This is a genomic window from Streptomyces sp. NPDC044063 (assembly GCF_056434285.1).
This window is the reverse complement of record NZ_JBWKFM010000022.1, coordinates 41,590-58,306: the sequence shown is the minus strand read 5'-3', so window position 1 is coordinate 58,306 and position 16,717 is coordinate 41,590. Positions and strand designations below refer to the sequence as shown.

Below are 16,717 nucleotides of genomic sequence, written 5' to 3'. Positions count from 1 at the left end.
TTTTTCGTGTGGGGGGAGAAGCATGTCGGTCCTTTCCCCCCCCCCCCTGGTCCCTTCTCCCCCCCCCCCCCCCCCCCCCCCCGGGACGGCCGCGGACGTGCGGCGGGGTGCCGTCAGCGGTCGTAGGTGTAGAACTTCGTGTGGTCCAGCATGTCGGCCGGGGTGACGTTGTTCCACGGGCGCATGGTGTCGTTGAGGTCCACGACGTCGGCCGTGTTGCCGGTGGGCAGGTAGGTCGAGGTGGGGTGGAGGCGCTGCCAGTCGGCCCACAGCTTGTCGATGAAGCAGTGGTGCAGCCAGAAGACCGGGTCGTTGGGGGAGACACCGGTGGCCATCTGGCCGCCTATCCAGACGTGGACGCGGTTGTGGAGGTTGACGCCGCGCCAGCCCTCCAGGTGGTTGCGGAAGCCGTCGGAGGCGCTGTTCCAGGGGGCCATGTCGTAGGTGGTCATGGCGAGGACGGAGTCCACCTCGGCGCGGGTGGGCAGCGCGCGGACGGCGGCCCCCAGCTCGCGCTGGAGGTAGGGGCGGCTGTCCACCGAGACGTTGATGTTCCACTGGCCGGTCGAGTAGGCGAACGGGCCGGTGGTGACCTGCGAGTCGCGGCTGCGGCCGGTGCCGCCGAGGAAGTCGGCCGCGAATATGGAGGCGGTGGTCGTCCGGTCGGCCGTCCAGTCCCAGTAGGGGAGCGTGACGGAGGAGTCGACCTTCTGGAGCTCCTGCTCGAACTGGATGAGGAAGCGGCGGTGCCAGGGGAGGAAGGACGGCGAGCGGTGGCCCACGCGGTCGCTGTTGTCTCTGTCGCTCATGATGAACTCGTTGTGCGTCCGCACGAATTCGTCATAGCGGCCGTTCTTCTTCAGCGCCAGCACGGCGTTGACGAAGTTGCGCTTCTCGGTCGCGGTCAGGGTCGCCTGGTTCTTGCGCACTGCCATCGGGGTTCGGGTCCTCTCGGGTCGGGGGTGGGTCGGCCGGTGGCGGCGGGGTCAGGAGGTGGCGATCGGGACGAGCACGGCGCCCTGGAGCTTGTCGACGGCGGCGCGCGTCAGCGCCAGCGGGTCGGCGAAGGTCTGGTAGTGGTTCACGACGCTGATCCAGCTGCCGTCCGCGTTCTGCATGACGTGCAGCTCCTTGCCGTCGATGGTCACGGCGAAGCCGCCGTGGTGGGCCGCGTGGCCACCGGTGGCGGGGGCGCCGACGATGCGGCGGCCCTTGTAGGTCTCGTCGAAGGCCTGGGGGCCGTGGGCGCCGTGGTCGCCGCCGTGACCGGAGTGGTCCGCCGTGCGGGGGCCGGACTCGGCGGTGGCGATGCCGGCCGCGCCGGCGAGCGCGGCGCCGGCCACGGCGACGGCGGTGCCGCGGAGGACGAAGCGGCGGGTGACGGTCTTGGACATGGGTATCCCCCCTCGGGATGCGGGTGGTCGGGAGCAGGGGTTGCCACGAGGCCGCGAGTCGTCCTTTTGGGGCGGATTTCAGCGGCTGTTGGTCGTATTTCGTGATCAATCCGTGCGTGGCCGGATGCTTGCACGAGGCCGGAGAGGGGGAGAAATGAGCGCCCTGAATACGGACATTGGGTATATGAACGGTCAACTAATGTCAGAAGAGAAATTTCTGAGCCGTCCCGTTGCTGACGCGATCGTCAGGAAGTACGGCGCTCCGAAAGGGGCCGGTCCGGAGGATTTGCGGCCGATGGTCCCGGCCGGTGACGTCTCTCACGATGTGAAGATGACGTGAACACGCGCACGGCCGTGGAATCCGGCCACCCGGGACGGACGCCACGGCCGTGCGCGGGAACGCCCCGGGCGGCCCCTACGCGTAGTGCTTGCGCAGCCGCTCGTGGGCCGCGGCCGGTGCCCCGGCCCGGTCGAGGGCCAGCAGCGCCGCGCCCAGCACGGGCGGCGCGGTGACCACCCTCGGCACCGCGCGGGGCGCCCGCGCGGCCAGGCGCGTCACGATCCGCTCGTGCAGCAGCGGGTGGCGCGCCGCGAGCACGCCGCCGCCGAGCACCACCGGCACCGGCTCGTGCAGCAGCCCCAGCCGGGACAGCGCGCTCACCGCCATGACGACGACCTCGTCGGCCTGGCGGACCACCAGGGACCGGGCGACCGCGTCACCGGCGGCCGCCACCGCGAAGAGCACGGGCGTCAGCTCGTGGTGCCGCGGCCAGTCGATCCGCCGCAGGTGCAGGGCCTCGATCAGCTCCGGCATGCCGGCCAGCCCGAAGTGGGCGGGCAGCGCCGAGGCGAGGGCCGTGGGCTCGCCCCGGCCGTCGGCCGCGCGCGCCGCCGACCACAGGGCCTCCTCCGCCAGGCCCCCACCGCCGCCCCAGTCGCCGGAGATCCGCCCGACGGCGGCGAAGCGCGCGGTCCGCCCGCCGGGCGCGTAGCCCGAGCAGTTGATGCCCGCCCCGCACACCACGGCGACGCCCGTCGGCTCGCCCCCGTCCGGCAGCCCCGCGCGCAGCAGGGCGAACGTGTCGTTGGCGACCGTCACCGCCCGCCCCCACGGATAGCCGGCGAGCTCCGCCGCCAGGTGCTCCTCCTCCACCGGCAGGTCGGCGTTGGCCAGGCACGCCTGGACGTGCGCCACCCGCGCGGCCGGGACCCCGGACCGCTCCACCGCCCGGTCGACGACCCCCGCGAGGCCCGCCACCGCCCGCCCGGCGTTCAGCGCCGGCGGCTGGAAACCCCCGCCGCGCGCCGTGGCCAGCACCCGGCCCTCCGTGTCCAGCACCGCCACGTCCGTCTTGCTGTTGCCCGCGTCGATGGCGAGCAGCGCCTCGTTCACGCCCACGGGAGGTGCTCCCGGTTGTGCGCGAGCAGCTCGTCGGTCAGCCGGTCCGCGTACGCCGTCTGCCCGATCAGCGGATGGGCCAGCAGGGCCGCGAACACCCGGTCGCGGCCCCCCTTGAGCGCCGCCTCCAGCGCCAGGTGCTCGTACGCCGTCACCGCCGCCACCAGCCCGGCGAAGAGCGGCTCCAGCGGCCGTACGGGCAGCGGCCGGGCGCCGCGCGCGTCCACGGCGGCCGGCACCTCGACGACCGCGTCGTCGGGCAGGAAGGGCAAGGTGCCGTTGTTGAACGTGTTGACCACCTGGACGTTCCGTGCGGCCGGGGGAGAGCCGTCCGGCCCGCCGCCCAGCAGGGCGGCCGTCAGGGCCACCGCCGCCTCCGAGTAGAAGGCGCCGCCCCGCTTCGCCAGCAGCGCCGGCTTCTCGTCCAGCGCGGGATCGGCGTACATCGCCAGCAGCTCCCGTTCCATCGCCGCCACCTCGGCCGCCCGCGAGGGCTTCGCGCGCAGCTCCCGGACGACGGCGTCGTGCTCGTAGAAGTAGCGCAGGTAGTAGGAGGGCACGACGCCCAGCCGGTCGAGAAGCTCGCGCGGCAGGCGCAGGTCGGCCGCGATCGCCGCGCCGTGCTCCGCGAGCAGGCCGGGCAGGACGTCCCGGCCGCCGACGCGCACGGCGCGCTCCCAGGTGAGGTGGTTGAGGCCCACGTGCTCCAGCTCGACCTCCTCCGGGGCCGTGCCCAGCAGCGCGGCGAACTTCCGCTGGAAGCCGATGGCCACGTTGCACAGCCCGACCGCGCGGTGCCCGGCCGTCAGCAGCGCGCGGGTGACGATGCCGACGGGGTTGGTGAAGTCGACGATCCAGGCGGCGGGGTTGCGGCGGCGCACCCGCTCGGCGATGTCCAGGACGACGGGGACGGTCCGCAGCGCCTTCGCCAGACCGCCCGCGCCGGTGGTCTCCTGCCCGAGGCGGCCGCACTCCAGGGGCCAGGTCTCGTCCCGCTGCCGCGCCGCCTGGCCGCCCACGCGCAGTTGCAGCAGGACCGCGTCGGCGCCGTCCACGGCGGCGTCCAGGTCGGTGGTCCACGAGAGGCGGGCGGGATGGCCCTGCCGGGCGAGGATGCGCCGGGCCAGGCCGCCCACCGGCTCCAGGCGCCCGGCGTCCGGGTCGGCCAGCACCAGCTCCGTGACCGGCAGTACGTGGTGCAACCGGGCGAATCCGTCGACGAGTTCGGGGGTGTAGGTGGAGCCGCCACCCACCACTGCGAGCTTCAACCCTTGACTCCTGTCAGTGTGACGCCTTCGACGAAGGCCTTCTGGGCGAAGAAGAAAACGAGGATCACGGGGGCCATGACCAGCACGGTCGCGGCCATGGTCAGGTTCCAGTCGACGCCGTGGGCGCTTCGGAACGACTCCAGGCCGTAGCTCAGTGTCCACGCGCCAGGGTTCTGGGCCGTGTAGATCTGCGGTCCGAAGTAATCGTTCCAGCAGAAGAAGAACTGGAACAGGGAGATCGCCGCGATGCCCGGCCGGGCCATCGGCACCACGACGCGCAGCAGGGTGCGCAGCTCGCCGCAGCCGTCGATCCTGGCCGACTCCAGGTACTCGGTGGGGATCGTCAGCAGGAACTGGCGCAACAGGAAGACGGAGTACGCGTCGCCGAACGCCAGGGGGATCACCAGCGGCCACAGTGTCCCCGACAGGTGCAGCTGCTGCGCCCATACGAGGTACATGGGGATCACGACGACCTGCGGCGGCAGCATCATCGTGGCGACGACGAGGACCAGGGCGGGGCGGCGACCGCGGAAGCGGAACTTCGCCAGCGCGTAGGCGACCGGGACGGAGGAGCACACCGTGAACAGGGTGCCCAGCCCGGCGTACAGCAGGGAGTTGCGCCACCAGGTGAGGAAGCCGGGGGTGCGGAAGACCTCCGCGTAGTTGGACCAGTGCCAGGCGCGGGGCCACAGCTCGCCGCCCATCGCCTGGTCGTCGCCCATCACGGAGGTGAGGAGGACGAAGACGAACGGCAGCAGGAAGAAGAGTGCCGTGGCCACGGCGGTGGTGTGGACGGCGATCCAGTACAGGATGCGCCGGCGCCTCCGGTCCGCCGGGCTCAGGGGTCGGCTCATGGGTCGGCTCATGGGTCAGTCCTCCGCCGTGAGCAGGGCGGCGCGGCCGCGCAGCAGGAGCGTGGTGGCGGCGAGGGCGACGGCGAAGAGCACCAGGGAGAGCACGCACGCGGCGCCGGTGTTGAAGTTCTGGAAGCCCAGCGAGTAGACGAGCTGGGTGAGGGTCAGGGTGGAGTGGTCGGGGTAGCCGGGCTGGATGGAGGTGCCCGGGCCGACGCTGACCCCTGACGCCAGCTTCCCGGCGACCAGCGCCTGGGTGTAGTACTGCATCGTCTGGACGACGCCCGTCACGACCGCGAACATCACCACCGGGGTGATCGCCGGCCAGGTGATGTGGCGGAACGTGGTGAGGGGGCCCGCTCCGTCCAGCTCGGCGGCCTCGTACCGCTCCTTCGGCACGTCCAGGAGCGCGGCCAGGAAGACGACCATCAGGTCCCCGATGCCCCACAGCGACAGCAGCACCAGCGACGGCTTGGCCCAGGCGGGGTCGTTGAACCAGTTCGGCGCGGAGATCCCGAGCGTGCCCAGGGCCTCGTTGACCGGCCCTGTGCCGGGGTTGAGCAGGAAGACGAAGGCGACCGTCGCGGCCACGGGCGGGGCGAGGCAGGGCAGGAAGAAGGCGGTACGGAAGAAGCCCTTCCCCGTCCTGAGGCGGACGGCCAGCATCCCGACGCCCAGCCCGAAGACCACCCGCAGCGTCACCATGACCACGACCAGCCACAGCGTGTTCCACAGGGCCGGGCCGAAGAGCGGCATCCGGTCGAAGACGTACACCCAGTTGCGCAGGCCGACGAAGGTGGGCGGCCGGATCTGGTTGTAGCGCGTGAAGGAGAAGTAGACGGTGGCGGCCAGCGGGTAGCCGAAGAAGACGGAGAAGCCGACGAGCCAGGGGGAGAGGAAGGCGAGCGTCCGCAGGCGTTCGCGGGTGCGTCTGCGGCGCAGGGCGCGGGGGAGGGGAGCGGTGCGGTCCATGGCGGGCTCCGTCAGTCGGCGGACTGGAGGGTGTCGTCGTCGATCCGCCGGTCGAGCCGGCGCAGCCCCTCGGCGAGGTCGCGGACCCGGCCCGCCTCGACGTCGTAGGCGAAGTCCTGGAGGGAGAGGATGTACTGGCCGCCGTTGACGGAGGGCGGCATGCCGGTGCTGTACGGGTGGGCGGCGATGCCGAGGAAGGTGCGGAACGCCGGGTCGGCGTCGAGGTCCGGCGAGGCGAGCGCCGCCTTGGTGGAGGGGACGTTGTGGAGGGCGTTCGCGAGCGCGACGACCTGTTCGGTGTCGGTCGTCAGGAACCGCACCAGCTCCCACGCGGCGTTGCGGTGCCGGCTGCTGTGCGCGACGCCCACCACCGTGCCGGTGAGGTAGCCCCGCCCGTAGGTGGCGGCCAGCTGGTCCGGCACCGGCAGCGGGGCCGTCGCCCAGCGGAACGGGGCCTTCGCCTCCGTCAGCATCCGGCCCCGCCACTCCCCGTCGAGGTGCATCGCCACCTTTCCCGCGAGAAAGGCGTTCCGCGGGGACATCTCGTCGCCGAAGGTGGTGCGGAACTTCTCCAGCGGCCCGTATCCGCCGAGGGCCTCCACCAGAGTGCGCTGAAAGGTGAGGAATTCCCGCGCGGCGTTCTCCCGGGACAGCAGGGAGCGGCCCTTCGCGTCGAAATAGCGCGGGCCCCACTGGGCGAAGAGCCGGTCCGGGGAGTTCTGGTAGAAGCGGAAGTCCGGCATGAATCCCACCCGCCGGTACGAGCCGTCCGGTGTCCGTTCGGTGAGGCGGACGGCGGCGTCCCGGAATTCCGACATGGTGCGCGGCGGCCGGGTGATCCCGGCCTTTTCGAAGGCGTCCGCGTCGTAGTAGAGGCCGTACGCGTCGGCCAGCAGGGGCAGTGCGCACTGGCGGCCCCCGTAGGAGGTGTAGTCGAGCAGGGTGCGCGGGAAGACGTCCTCCTTCACCAGCCCCGAGCGGCGCAGATAGGGGTCGAGGTCGGCCCACATGCCCGAGGAGCAGTACTGGCCGACGTTGTTGGTGGTGAAGGACGACACGACATCGGGCCCGGCGCCGCCGCCGGCCCGTAGCGCCTGGTTCATGGTGGCGTCGGTGACGTTCCCGGTGGTCTTCACCCGGATCCCGGGGTGCCGCCGCTCGAACCGGGCGATGGCCGCGTCGACGGCCCGCACCTCGCTCTTCTCCGACCAGCCGTGCCAGAACCGCAGGGTGACGGGGTCCCGGCCGGGGTCGCCCCCGTCGCTGCCGGCGGGGGGCGAGGCACAGCCGGCGAGTAACGCCGCCGTCGTGAGGAGGGCGGCGACGACGCCGGCGTACGGCGCGCGGCGCCGGCGTACGGGGATGCGTAAGCGTGGCATGGCGGTACTTCCTTGGGGCAGGGGGCGGGGAAGTGACGCGACGTGCGGAGGACGGGAGGGGACGGACGCTCAGGCGGTGTCGAAGACGGTGTCGCGGGCGATGGCCAGGGCGCTGTGCAGCGCGCCGGCCAGGATGGGGGAGCCCTCGACGCCGCTCAGCCGCACGGTGGGACAGGGCAGCGCCAGCGCCGCCAGCTCGCCCTCGATCAGGGCGCGCAGCCGCTCCCCGCCGGCCCGGCAGACCTCGCCGCCGAGCACCACCAGCCCCGGGTCGACGACGGCGACGATCGCCGCCAGCCCGGTGGCCACCCGCGCGGCCAGCTCGGCCAGGACGCGGTCGCCCGGGCCCGGTGAGGCCGCGGCGAGCTCCAGGGCGCGGGGAGCGGTCGGCGCGTCGAGGCCGTGCGCGCGGGCGAGCCGGAGCACGGCCGGGGAGCCCACGAGCAGCTGGAAGCCGCCCCCGCCGTCCGGGCCCGCGGTGGCCTCGGGACCGCCGCGCACCAGCGGGGCGCCGGGCAGCGGCAGATAGCCGACCTCGCCCGCCCCGCCCGTCGCGCCGCGCAGCAGCCGCCCGCCGAGCGTGATCGCGGCGCCGACGCCCTCGTCGACCCAGAGCAGGACGAAGTCGTCGGCGTCCTCGGCCACGCCCCCGTGGCGCTCGGCCACGGCGACGAGGTTGACGTCGTTCTCGATGACGACGGGGGTACCCAGGAGCGCGGCGAGGTCCGCGCGCAGGGTGGGCGCGTGCCAGCCGGGCAGGTGGGGGGCGTAGCGCAGGACCTGGGTGCGGGGGTCGAGGGCGCCGGGGGTGCCGATGACGGTCAGGCGCAGGTCGGCGCTGCCGAGCCCGGCGGCGGCCAGGGCGCCGTCCACCGCCTCGGCCACCAGCTCGCCGGTGCGTTCGCGTATGTGCGCGGCGGTGGCGGGGGCCGCGACGCGGTGCTCGCCCACGACGGTGCCGGTGATGTCGGCGACGGCGGCGGTGATGCCCTCCTCGTCGACGGCGAGCCCGGCGACATGGGCGACGGCCGGGTCGATCCCGTACAGCAGGGCGCTGGGCCCGGGGCGGCCGGTGACGCTGCCGGTGGTGCGGACCAGCCCGGCGGCGGTCAGCCGGCCGAGCAGCTGGGAGGCGGTGGGCTTGGACAGCCCGGTGAGCTCGCCGAGGCGGGTGCGGGTGAGGGGGCCGTGGGTGAGGAGGAGGTCGAGCGCGGCGCGGTCGTTCATGGCCCGCAGTACGCGTGGTGTCCCGGGCATTCCGGCTCCGGCCATGGATGGCACCCGTCTGTCGAAGGAAAGGCGGTGGGGGGTCTGTAAAGAAGGCTTCCTATCGATCCTGGGACGGTATGCCGCGTTCCGGTGGCCGTCAAGGGACCTCCGGTCCCCCTTTTCCCGCCCCCGCGCACAGCGGAAAATCATGCGACACGCCCGGCGTTCCGCTGTTAGTTTCCCGCCACATGGAACAACTCGGCGACAACGCCCTACGCGCCTCCTTCGTCAACTGCTCGAAGGGCGAGGCGCGCAGGATCAGCCTGCCCAAGGGGCTGTCCGAACTGCCCTGGGCGGATCTGGACTTCCTCGGCTGGCGCGATCCGGGCGCGCCCGACCGCGGCTACCTCGTCGCGATGCGGGACGGCGCGCCCGTGGGTGTGACGCTGAGGGCGCCGCAGGGCGGGCCGCGCAGTCTGGCCAAGACCACGATGTGCTCGCTGTGCCTGACCACCCACCCCGGCTCGGGCGTCTCCCTGCTCGCCGCCCGCCGGGTCGGGGCCTCCGGCCGCGACGGCAACACGGTCGGCGCCTACATCTGCGCGGACCTGGCCTGCCCGCTGTACGTACGGGGCCGCAAGGTGCCCGAGCTGACCCTGCGGTACAAGGAGACGCTCACGGTCGAGGAGCGGCTGGCCCGGATGACGGCCAACCTCGACCAGTTCCTGGACAAGGTCCTCCAGGGCCGGCCGGAGCGGGACTGACGCGAAGGGAGGGCCCCTCGCCGTCGTGGCGAGGAGCCCTCCCGTGCGGTGCCTACTTGCCCAGTACGGCGCCCGGCGGCGCCGGCGGGATCGGGACCGTCGCCTGGGACTGCGGGGACGTGGGGTTGGCCAGCGCGGACGGGGCGGCCACCGTGGCCGCCGGGTCCGGGAGCGGCGTGGTCTCCAGGTCCGGCTCGGCCGGCCGGCCCACGATGCCGATGCCCTCCGCGTCCAGCGCCCGCTTGATCCGCCAGCGCAGCTCGCGCTCCACGCCGAGAGCCTTGCCCGGCATCGTCTTCGCCGAGACCCGGACGACCACCGAGTCGAGGTGGACGGCGTTCAGGCCCAGGACCTCGACCGGCTCCCACAGCCGCTCGCTCCAGGGCTCCGCCTTCTGCATCTCCTCGCCGGTCCGGACGATCACCTCGCGGACCCGGTCCAGGTCCTCGTCGGCGCGGACCTGGACGTCGACGCCCGCGGTCGCCCAGCCCTGGCTGAGGTTGCCGATCCGCTTGACCTCGCCGTTGCGCACGTACCAGATCTCGCCGTCGGCGCCGCGCAGCTTGGTCACCCGCAGCCCGACCTCGATCACCTCGCCGGAGGCCACCCCGGCGTCGACGGTGTCGCCGACGCCGTACTGGTCCTCCAGGATCATGAAGACGCCCGAGAGGAAGTCGGTGACCAGGTTCCGCGCGCCGAAACCGATGGCCACACCGGCCACACCGGCGCTGGCCAGCAGCGGCGCGAGGTTGATCTTGAGTACGGAGAGCACCGTCAGGGCCGCCGTACCCATGATCAGGAACGAGGCGACGCTGCGCAGCACCGAGCCGATGGCCTCCGAGCGCTGCCGGCGCCGTTCGGCGTTGACCAGCAGGCTGCCCAGGGCCGTGCCGTCGACGGCCTGGGCGGTGCGGTTCATCCGCGCTATCAGCCGGGTGATGGCGCGCCGGATCAGCGAGCGCGCGGCCACCGCGATCGCCAGGATGAGGACGATGCGCAGACCGTTGCTGAGCCAGACGGACCAGTTCTCCTCGACCCAGCCCGCGGCGTCGTTCGCCGTGCGTTGGGCCTCGTCCAGGGACGTGGGACGGGGCGTCGAGTCTGCGGCCAGGGCAGCGGACCAGAACACAGCAGGAACCCTTCGGTGTGGGACGTGACCGCGTCAAGGAACGACACGGGCGGTTCACCACACTAACGGGGCAGGCAAGGTGCCCCGTTGTTCTGTTCGATACGCGACCGTTCCTGTGCGGGGATGGCCGTGGTGGGTCGAGCCGAGCTCCCCGGTGTGCTCCAAAACACCTGAGACCCGTTACCCGGTGATGGTGGCGCCGGTACCGGGGGCCAGGGGACACTTGCAGGAGATCGTCCCGGCGCGAGCCACGCGCCGCCGGCGTACAAGGAGGCACCCGTGCCGCATGTCCTGGTCCTCAACGCGTCGTACGAGCCGCTCGGCGTCGTACCGCTCCGCCGCGCGCTCATACTCGTCCTCAATGAGAAGGCCGTCAGCCTCGAGGACTCCGGCGCCTTTCTGCACAGCGCGTCCTGCACCGTCCCAGCGCCCAGCGTCGTGCGGCTGAAGCGCTTCGTGCGGGTGCCCTTTCGGGGCCCCGTCCCCCTCACCCGCCGTGCCCTCTTCGCCCGCGACGGCGGGCGCTGCGCCTACTGCGGTGGCGTCGCAACCAGCGTCGACCACGTCGTCCCGCGCAGCCGAGGCGGCCAGCACGCCTGGGAGAACGTGGTGGCGGCCTGCCGCCGCTGCAATCACGTCAAGGCCGACCGGCAGGTCGCCGAGCTCGGCTGGCGGCTGCGCCACACCCCGGCACCACCGTCCGGCCTGGCCTGGCGGATCATCGGCACGGGCCATAGGGACCCGCGCTGGCTGCCGTATCTGGAGGCATACGGCGCGGAGGACGCGATGGCCCGGATCGACGGCATCTCCGCCTGAGAGGACCGGGCCATCGTCGTACGCGGGGCCCGACGGCACCCCGCGTACGACGCCGGCCCGGGTCAGCTCCTCGCGGACTCCTTCACGGCGTACGCCTCCACCCGCCACAGCGAATAGCCGAAGCGCGTGGCCCGCTTCTCGCCCTGGACGCGTACGAAACGGGCGTCCGGCGCGTCCATCCGCACCTCCTCCACGCCGCCCGCGCTCCGGGCGACGGCGGCCGCGTCCCGCCAGGTGCGGCCGTCGGGCGACACCTGCACGCGGTAGCGGGCGGGGTGGGCCTCCTGCCAGTGGAGCACCAGCCGGCCCAGCCGCACCGGACGGGCCAGCTCCAGCTGCCACCAGGCGTCGTCCTCGGGGCGGGACGACCAGCGGGTGCGAGGATCGCCGTCGATGGCCGCGGCGGCCGTGAAGCGGGCGGTCTCGTCGCCCGAGGAGGTGGCCCGGCCGCCCGGGGCCAGGTCCGGTCCCCCGGTCGGCGGATGCGCCCGGACGGTCACCGTCCGCTCCTGCCCGGCGAGGCTCACCGGCACCGTGAACACCCGGCCCGGGCTCCCGGCCGGCACCGTCAGCTCGATCCGCGCCGTGGTGACGCCCCCGCGCACCGCGGAGAGCTCGGCCGGCGCCTTGACGGTGACACCGTCGGGCGCCTTGACGGTCAGCTTCTCGCGGACCGTCTCCGGCCGCTGGTTGATCATGCGGGCCTCGACGACCGCCGGCCCGCCGCCGGACTCCGCGTCCACCTCGCCGGGGCCCAGCTCGAAGACGGCCGAGCGGGTGTCGGCGAACCACGGGGTGAACTCGTGCACCGCCGGTGGCGCCGCCGCCGCGGCCCCGCTCCACACCACCCGCAGCGCGTCCGCCCGCATCCCCTTGCCCGGCACCTGCGTCCAGCCGCTGCCGTCCACCGGGCCCAGCGCCTGCCAGCCCTTCTCCGGGTCGTGGGCCTCGACCGTGCCCGCCGGGCCCGCGGTGCCCGGCTCGGTGAGCAGGGTGACGACGGTCAGCGGGTGCGGCTCGGGCAGCCGTACCGACAGCGGCTCGCCGGCCGTGGGGCGGACGACGGTGGACGCGTCGCCGTCGGTGGCCCGGCCCGCCGTGCGCAGCGGCCGGTCCACGCCGGTCCAGCCGTTGGCGCGGGCCAGCGCCCGGTCCAGGAAGGGCGTCAGCACGCCCTTGCCCACGGTCGCCCGGTCCGCGCCGATCAGGGCGCGCAGCCGCTGCACGTCCAGCTGGGCGCGCCAGGCCGCCGCGCCGTCGCCGCGCGCCTGGGCGGTGAGCATGTCCACGGCCCGCACGCCCGCCTCGCCGTGCCGCGCCAGCTGCTCCAGCCACGGCCGGACCTCGGCGCCCAGGGTGGGGGCGAGCCGGTCCCCGGCCCCGGCCATCGTGCGGAAGGCGGCCCGCAGCTTCTCCGCCGCCCCCTCCAGCCGGCCGCCGTCGGAGCCGCCCAGCGCGGCCCAGAAGTCGTCCAGCAGCGGCCGCAGGTAGGCCGACTCCTCGCCGCCGAGCACCGAGGAGGCGTCGTTGCCGGCCAGCGCCCGCAGCGCCTCGCGGGTGGGGCCGTCCTCGCCCGCCAGGTCGTCGACGGCGGCCCGCCAGGACTCGTCCGGGCGGTAGCCGCGCGGGTTCCAGGCGAAGTCGGCGGTGGTGAACAGCGGGATGCGCGACGCCGTGGGCTGCGCGGAGGCGTTGGCGAGCAGCGCCGCCGAGCCGGTGGCCACGGCCGGTTCCCGGCCGGTGTAGGGGCCGAGGAAGATACGGTCCTGCGCGAAGTCGTTGACCGGGTAGTTGTCCATGGTCACCAGCGGGTGGCCGAAGGCCGAGCGGGCGTCCGCCAGTTCGCCGCCGGTGATGGTCTTGGGCACCACCCCCACACCGGTCCACGCCACCTCCACGCGCGGGTCCAGCATCCCGGCCAGCGCCCGCCGGAAGGCCGTGCGGCCGTCCTGGTAGTACTCGGTCGGCAGCAGGGACAGCGGGGCCGCCTCGTCGCCCTTGGCCGCCAGGTGCCGGGCCAGCTCGCCCGCCACCCTGGCCTGCGCCTTCGCCGCCGCCTTGGGCCCCGAACCGAACGCCTCGGCGTCCGCGTCGCAGTGCCACTCGCTGTAGCTGACGTCCTGGAACTGCAACTGGAAGGCGCGCACCCCCAGCGCCCACATGGCGTCGACCTTCCGCTTCAGGGCCCGCATGTCCCCGGCGGAGGAGAAGCACAGGCCCTGGCCGGGCGAGACGGCCCACCCGAGGGTCACATGGTTGCGGCGGGCGCGCTCGGCCAGCGCCCGGAACTCCGCCCGCTGCCCGGCCGGGTACGGGTCGCGCCAGCGGGCCTGGCGGAAGGGGTCGTCGCCGGGCGCGTAGAGATAGCGGTTGAGCTTGGTGCGGCCCATGAAGTCCAGCTGGTCCAGGCGCTGCCGCTGGGTCCAGGGCCGCCCGTAGAAGCCCTCGGTCAGCCCGCGCACCGCCGTGCCCGGCCAGTCCCGGATCACCGCGCCGGCGAAGCCCCGCCCGCCGTCCCGCGCCACGACCAGCTGGCGCAGCGTCTGCGCGGCGTGGAAGAGCCCGTCCGGGCCCATGCCCGCCAGCGCCACCGCCGGCCGCCCGCCCACCTGGCCCGTGGCCAGGCGGTAGCCGCCCCGCGGCAGGTCGGCGACCGGGCCCGCGCCCAGCGCGCGCAGCGCCTCCTCGGCGGCCTGCCCGCCCGCGTAGACGATGAGCCCGTCCGGCGGCGGGGTGCCACCGGGCTGGGCGTCCACGACCGTACGGGCCCCCGCCGAGCGCAGCACCTCGCGCAGCGCCTCGACGGCGTACGGATCGGTGCCCTGGTCCGCCATCAGGGTGACCTCGTCACCCACCCGGGCGAACGCGCCCTGGGCGCGTGCCGACTGGGGGCGCGGCCAGACCGGCGGCAGCCCGCCGGCGCTCTCGCGGTCCGGGGCGTCGGCGCCCGCCGCGCCCGCCGCCGCCGAGGGCCCGGGATCGGCGAGGGCGTCACCGGCGTTGCCCAGCAGCCCGCCGAGGAGGGCGGCCGCCAGCACGGTCACCCCGGCCCGCCGGCCGCCGGAGGGGACCACCCTGCCGAGCCGGCCCGTGCCCAGGGCACGGCCGGGCCGCCGCCGGTCGTCGCCGGCGGACGAGGGGTCGTCCGAGGGATCGTCGCCCGGGAACCGCACGGCTATCTCCTTGCCCCTGGTGTCACGCCCGATGAGCGACGAGCCCATCACCAGGGGCAGGACGTGTCAACGCAGCTGACCGAACTGCCGGTAATGCCCCACGGGTGGCCGGGGGCAGCCCGGACGGAACCGAAAGCGAAGCCTCCCGAAGGGGCGTCAAACCGACATCGGGGAACGCGAGGTGTCGGCGGCCGCCCCCCATGGGTAGGCCATCAGGCGACCGGCCCGGGCGACCGCGGAGGTATCGATGGGCAGAGCGCGCCTTGCCGCACTGCACGGTGTCGCCACCACCTACGAGCCCGCCCCCGGTCACGGCGCCCGGGTCCCCGAGGACACCGTCGTCGCCGTCCTCGCCGCCCTGGGCGTCGACGCCTCCACACCCAGGGCCGTCCACGACGCCCTGGAGGCCCACGAGGCGGCCCTGCGCGGCCGGCTGCTGCCGCCCTCCGTCGTCCTCCGCCGGGGCCGTGAGCGGCGGCCGCCGGAGCTCCCGCCCGGCACGACGCTGCGCGTCGACACCGAGGACGGCCGCTCCCTCGACTGGGACGGCGCGGGCCCCCTGCCCCTCGGCGGCCACGTGCTGCGCGCCCGGACCCCCGACGGCCGCACCGCCCGCGCCTGCCTGATCGTCGCCCCGGACCGGCTGCCCCAGCCGCCCGAGCGCGGCCACGGCCTCCTCGTCCAGCTCTACTCCCTGCTGTCCGCCCGCTCCTGGGGCATGGGCGACCTCGCCGACCTGGCCGAGCTCGCCGCCTGGTCGGGCCGCTCCTTCGGCGCCGACTTCGTCCAGGTCAACCCCCTCCACGCGGCCGTCCCCGGACCGCCCACCGACCCCTCGCCCTACCGCCCCTCCTCCCGCCGCTTCCCCGACCCCGTCCATCTGCGCGTCGAGGCGGTCCCCGAGTTCGCCCACCTCGCCGGGCCCGCCCGCGAGGAGGCCGCCGCCCTCCTGGTCCGCGCCGCCGACCTGCGCGAAGGGGTGCTGCGGCGCGGCGAGCTGATCGACCGGGACGCCGTCTGGGAGCTCAAGCGCCGGGCCCTGGAGCTGCTGCGCGCCGTCCCCCTGGGCCCCGGCCGCCGCGCCGCGTACTGCGACTTCCTCGCCGAGCGGGGCCAGGCCCTCGACGACCACTCCACCTGGTGCGCGCTGGCCGAGATCCACGGCCCCGACTGGCGCACCTGGCCCGCCGGGCTGCGCGACCCCCGCTCGCCGCGCACCGCCCGCGCCCGGTCCGAGCTGCTGGAGCGCGTCGACTTCCACTGCTGGCTGGCCTGGCTCACCGACGAGCAGCTGGCCGCCGCCCAGCACGCGGCCCGCGCCGCCGGGATGCGCGTCGGCCTCGTCCACGACCTCGCCGTCGGCGTCCACCCCTCGGGCGCCGACGCCTGGGCGCAGCAGGACGCCTTCGCCGCCGGGATGTCCGTCGGCGCGCCCCCCGACGCCTTCACGGCCCGGGGCCAGGACTGGGGCCTGCCGCCGTGGCGCCCCGACGCGCTGGCCGCCACCGGCTACGCCCCCTACCGCGAGCTGCTGCGCGGCCTCCTCCGGCACGCCGGGGCCTTGCGCGTCGACCATGTGATGGGGCTGTTCCGGCTGTGGTGGGTCCCCCAGGGGTACGAGCCCCGGCACGGGACGTACGTCCGCTACGACGCCGAGGCGATGCTCGGCGTGCTGGCCCTGGAGGCGCACCGCGCGGGCGCCGCCGTCATCGGGGAGGACCTGGGCACGGTCGAGCCCGGGGTGCGCGAGGAGCTCGCCGAGCGCGGCGTGCTGGGCACGTCGGTGCTCTGGTTCGAGCGCGACTACGGGGACCACGAGGGCGGGGCCGCCCGGCCCGCGCCGCTGGAGCCGGAGCGCTGGCGCTCCGGCTGCATGGCCACCGCGACCACCCACGACCTGCCGAGCACCGCGGCCCGGCTCACCGGCGACCACGTGGAGCTGCGGCACCGCCTGGGGCTGCTGACCCGGCCGCTGGCCGTCGAGCAGCGCGAGGACGCCATGGGGGTGGCCGAGTGGCTGGCGCTCTTCGGCCGGCTGGGCCTGCTGCCGGAGGGGCCGGGCGACGAGGAGGCGGCGATCAAGGCGGTGCACCGCTTCCTGCTGCGCACCCCGGCCCGCCTGGTCGGCGTCTGGCTGCCGGACGCGGTCGGGGACCGCCGCCCGCAGAACCTGCCGGGCACCTGGGACCAGTACCCGAACTGGCGGCTGCCGGTCGCCGACGCCACCGGGCGGCCGCTGTCCCTGGAGGAGCTGGCGGCCTCGCCCCGGTTGCACGCCCTGATGGACGAGCTCCGGCGCGGGGGCGGGGCGGGCGGGCGCCGATAGGCCACCCCGGGCGCGCGGGTCCGGCGGCTGTCCG

The 16,717-nt window shown here is 74.6% G+C and carries 14 protein-coding genes; 4 read left to right on the top strand and 10 right to left on the bottom strand.

Annotation, left to right across the window (positions count from 1 at the left end; translation table 11 throughout):
- Positions 1 to 113: 113 nt before the first annotated feature.
- Together melC2 and melC1 are read right to left on the bottom strand one after the other, a co-directional pair.
- On the bottom strand, positions 114 to 935 hold the full coding sequence (melC2, locus tag AC07BS_RS24685) for a tyrosinase MelC2 (protein ID WP_478641698.1): 822 nt from the start codon (positions 933 to 935) through the stop codon (positions 114 to 116).
- 51 nt (positions 936 to 986) lie between these two features.
- Positions 987 to 1,394 carry an apotyrosinase chaperone MelC1 gene (gene melC1 / locus AC07BS_RS24680; protein WP_478641697.1) on the bottom strand — a complete coding sequence of 136 codons (408 nt, stop codon included), beginning with the start codon at positions 1,392 to 1,394 and terminating at the stop codon, positions 987 to 989.
- Positions 1,395 to 1,548: 154 nt separating this feature from the next.
- Between melC1 and AC07BS_RS24675 the strand changes: the two genes are divergently transcribed.
- Positions 1,549 to 1,734, top strand: a complete 186-nt coding sequence (locus AC07BS_RS24675; RefSeq protein WP_478934511.1) for a hypothetical protein — start codon at positions 1,549 to 1,551, stop codon at positions 1,732 to 1,734.
- A 75-nt stretch (positions 1,735 to 1,809) separates the two neighbouring features.
- Here the strand turns inward: AC07BS_RS24675 and AC07BS_RS24670 are convergent, their stop codons facing one another.
- From AC07BS_RS24670 to AC07BS_RS24645, 6 genes are all read right to left on the bottom strand, one after another.
- Positions 1,810 to 2,793, bottom strand: a complete 984-nt coding sequence (locus tag AC07BS_RS24670; protein WP_478934509.1) for an N-acetylglucosamine kinase — start codon at positions 2,791 to 2,793, stop codon at positions 1,810 to 1,812.
- Positions 2,784 to 4,061: a 6-phospho-beta-glucosidase gene (locus AC07BS_RS24665; RefSeq protein ID WP_478934507.1), complete on the bottom strand. Its 1,278-nt coding sequence runs from the start codon at positions 4,059 to 4,061 to the stop codon at positions 2,784 to 2,786. Before AC07BS_RS24665 ends, AC07BS_RS24670 begins: the two co-directional genes overlap by 10 nt.
- On the bottom strand, positions 4,058 to 4,915 hold the full coding sequence (locus tag AC07BS_RS24660) for a carbohydrate ABC transporter permease (protein ID WP_478641691.1): 858 nt from the start codon (positions 4,913 to 4,915) through the stop codon (positions 4,058 to 4,060). The genes AC07BS_RS24665 and AC07BS_RS24660 overlap by 4 nt, the downstream gene beginning before the upstream one ends.
- Before the next feature lie 15 nt (positions 4,916 to 4,930).
- Positions 4,931 to 5,887, bottom strand: a complete 957-nt coding sequence (locus tag AC07BS_RS24655; protein ID WP_478641689.1) for a carbohydrate ABC transporter permease — start codon at positions 5,885 to 5,887, stop codon at positions 4,931 to 4,933.
- Between the two features lie 11 nt (positions 5,888 to 5,898).
- A complete protein-coding gene (locus tag AC07BS_RS24650) occupies positions 5,899 to 7,266 on the bottom strand; it encodes an extracellular solute-binding protein (RefSeq protein WP_478934505.1) in 1,368 nt (455 codons plus the stop codon).
- Between the two features lie 69 nt (positions 7,267 to 7,335).
- Positions 7,336 to 8,493 carry an ROK family transcriptional regulator gene (locus AC07BS_RS24645; protein ID WP_478641687.1) on the bottom strand — a complete coding sequence of 386 codons (1,158 nt, stop codon included), beginning with the start codon at positions 8,491 to 8,493 and terminating at the stop codon, positions 7,336 to 7,338.
- Between the two features lie 230 nt (positions 8,494 to 8,723).
- Between AC07BS_RS24645 and AC07BS_RS24640 the strand changes: the two genes are divergently transcribed.
- Complete coding sequence (locus AC07BS_RS24640) at positions 8,724 to 9,239, top strand: FBP domain-containing protein (protein ID WP_478641685.1); 516 nt, start codon at positions 8,724 to 8,726, stop codon at positions 9,237 to 9,239.
- A 52-nt stretch (positions 9,240 to 9,291) separates the two neighbouring features.
- Here the strand turns inward: AC07BS_RS24640 and AC07BS_RS24635 are convergent, their stop codons facing one another.
- Complete coding sequence (locus tag AC07BS_RS24635; protein WP_478641683.1) at positions 9,292 to 10,368, bottom strand: mechanosensitive ion channel family protein; 1,077 nt, start codon at positions 10,366 to 10,368, stop codon at positions 9,292 to 9,294.
- A 279-nt stretch (positions 10,369 to 10,647) separates the two neighbouring features.
- Between AC07BS_RS24635 and AC07BS_RS24630 the strand changes: the two genes are divergently transcribed.
- On the top strand, positions 10,648 to 11,184 hold the full coding sequence (locus tag AC07BS_RS24630; RefSeq protein WP_478641682.1) for an HNH endonuclease: 537 nt from the start codon (positions 10,648 to 10,650) through the stop codon (positions 11,182 to 11,184).
- A gap of 62 nt (positions 11,185 to 11,246) precedes the next feature.
- Here AC07BS_RS24630 and AC07BS_RS24625 read toward each other — a convergent pair whose 3' ends face one another.
- Positions 11,247 to 14,405: a beta-N-acetylglucosaminidase domain-containing protein gene (locus AC07BS_RS24625; RefSeq protein ID WP_478934562.1), complete on the bottom strand. Its 3,159-nt coding sequence runs from the start codon at positions 14,403 to 14,405 to the stop codon at positions 11,247 to 11,249.
- A 199-nt stretch (positions 14,406 to 14,604) separates the two neighbouring features.
- Here AC07BS_RS24625 and malQ point away from each other — a divergent pair, with 199 nt between their 5' ends.
- A complete protein-coding gene (gene malQ, locus AC07BS_RS24620) occupies positions 14,605 to 16,683 on the top strand; it encodes a 4-alpha-glucanotransferase (RefSeq protein ID WP_478641680.1) in 2,079 nt (692 codons plus the stop codon).
- Positions 16,684 to 16,717 lie beyond the last annotated feature (34 nt).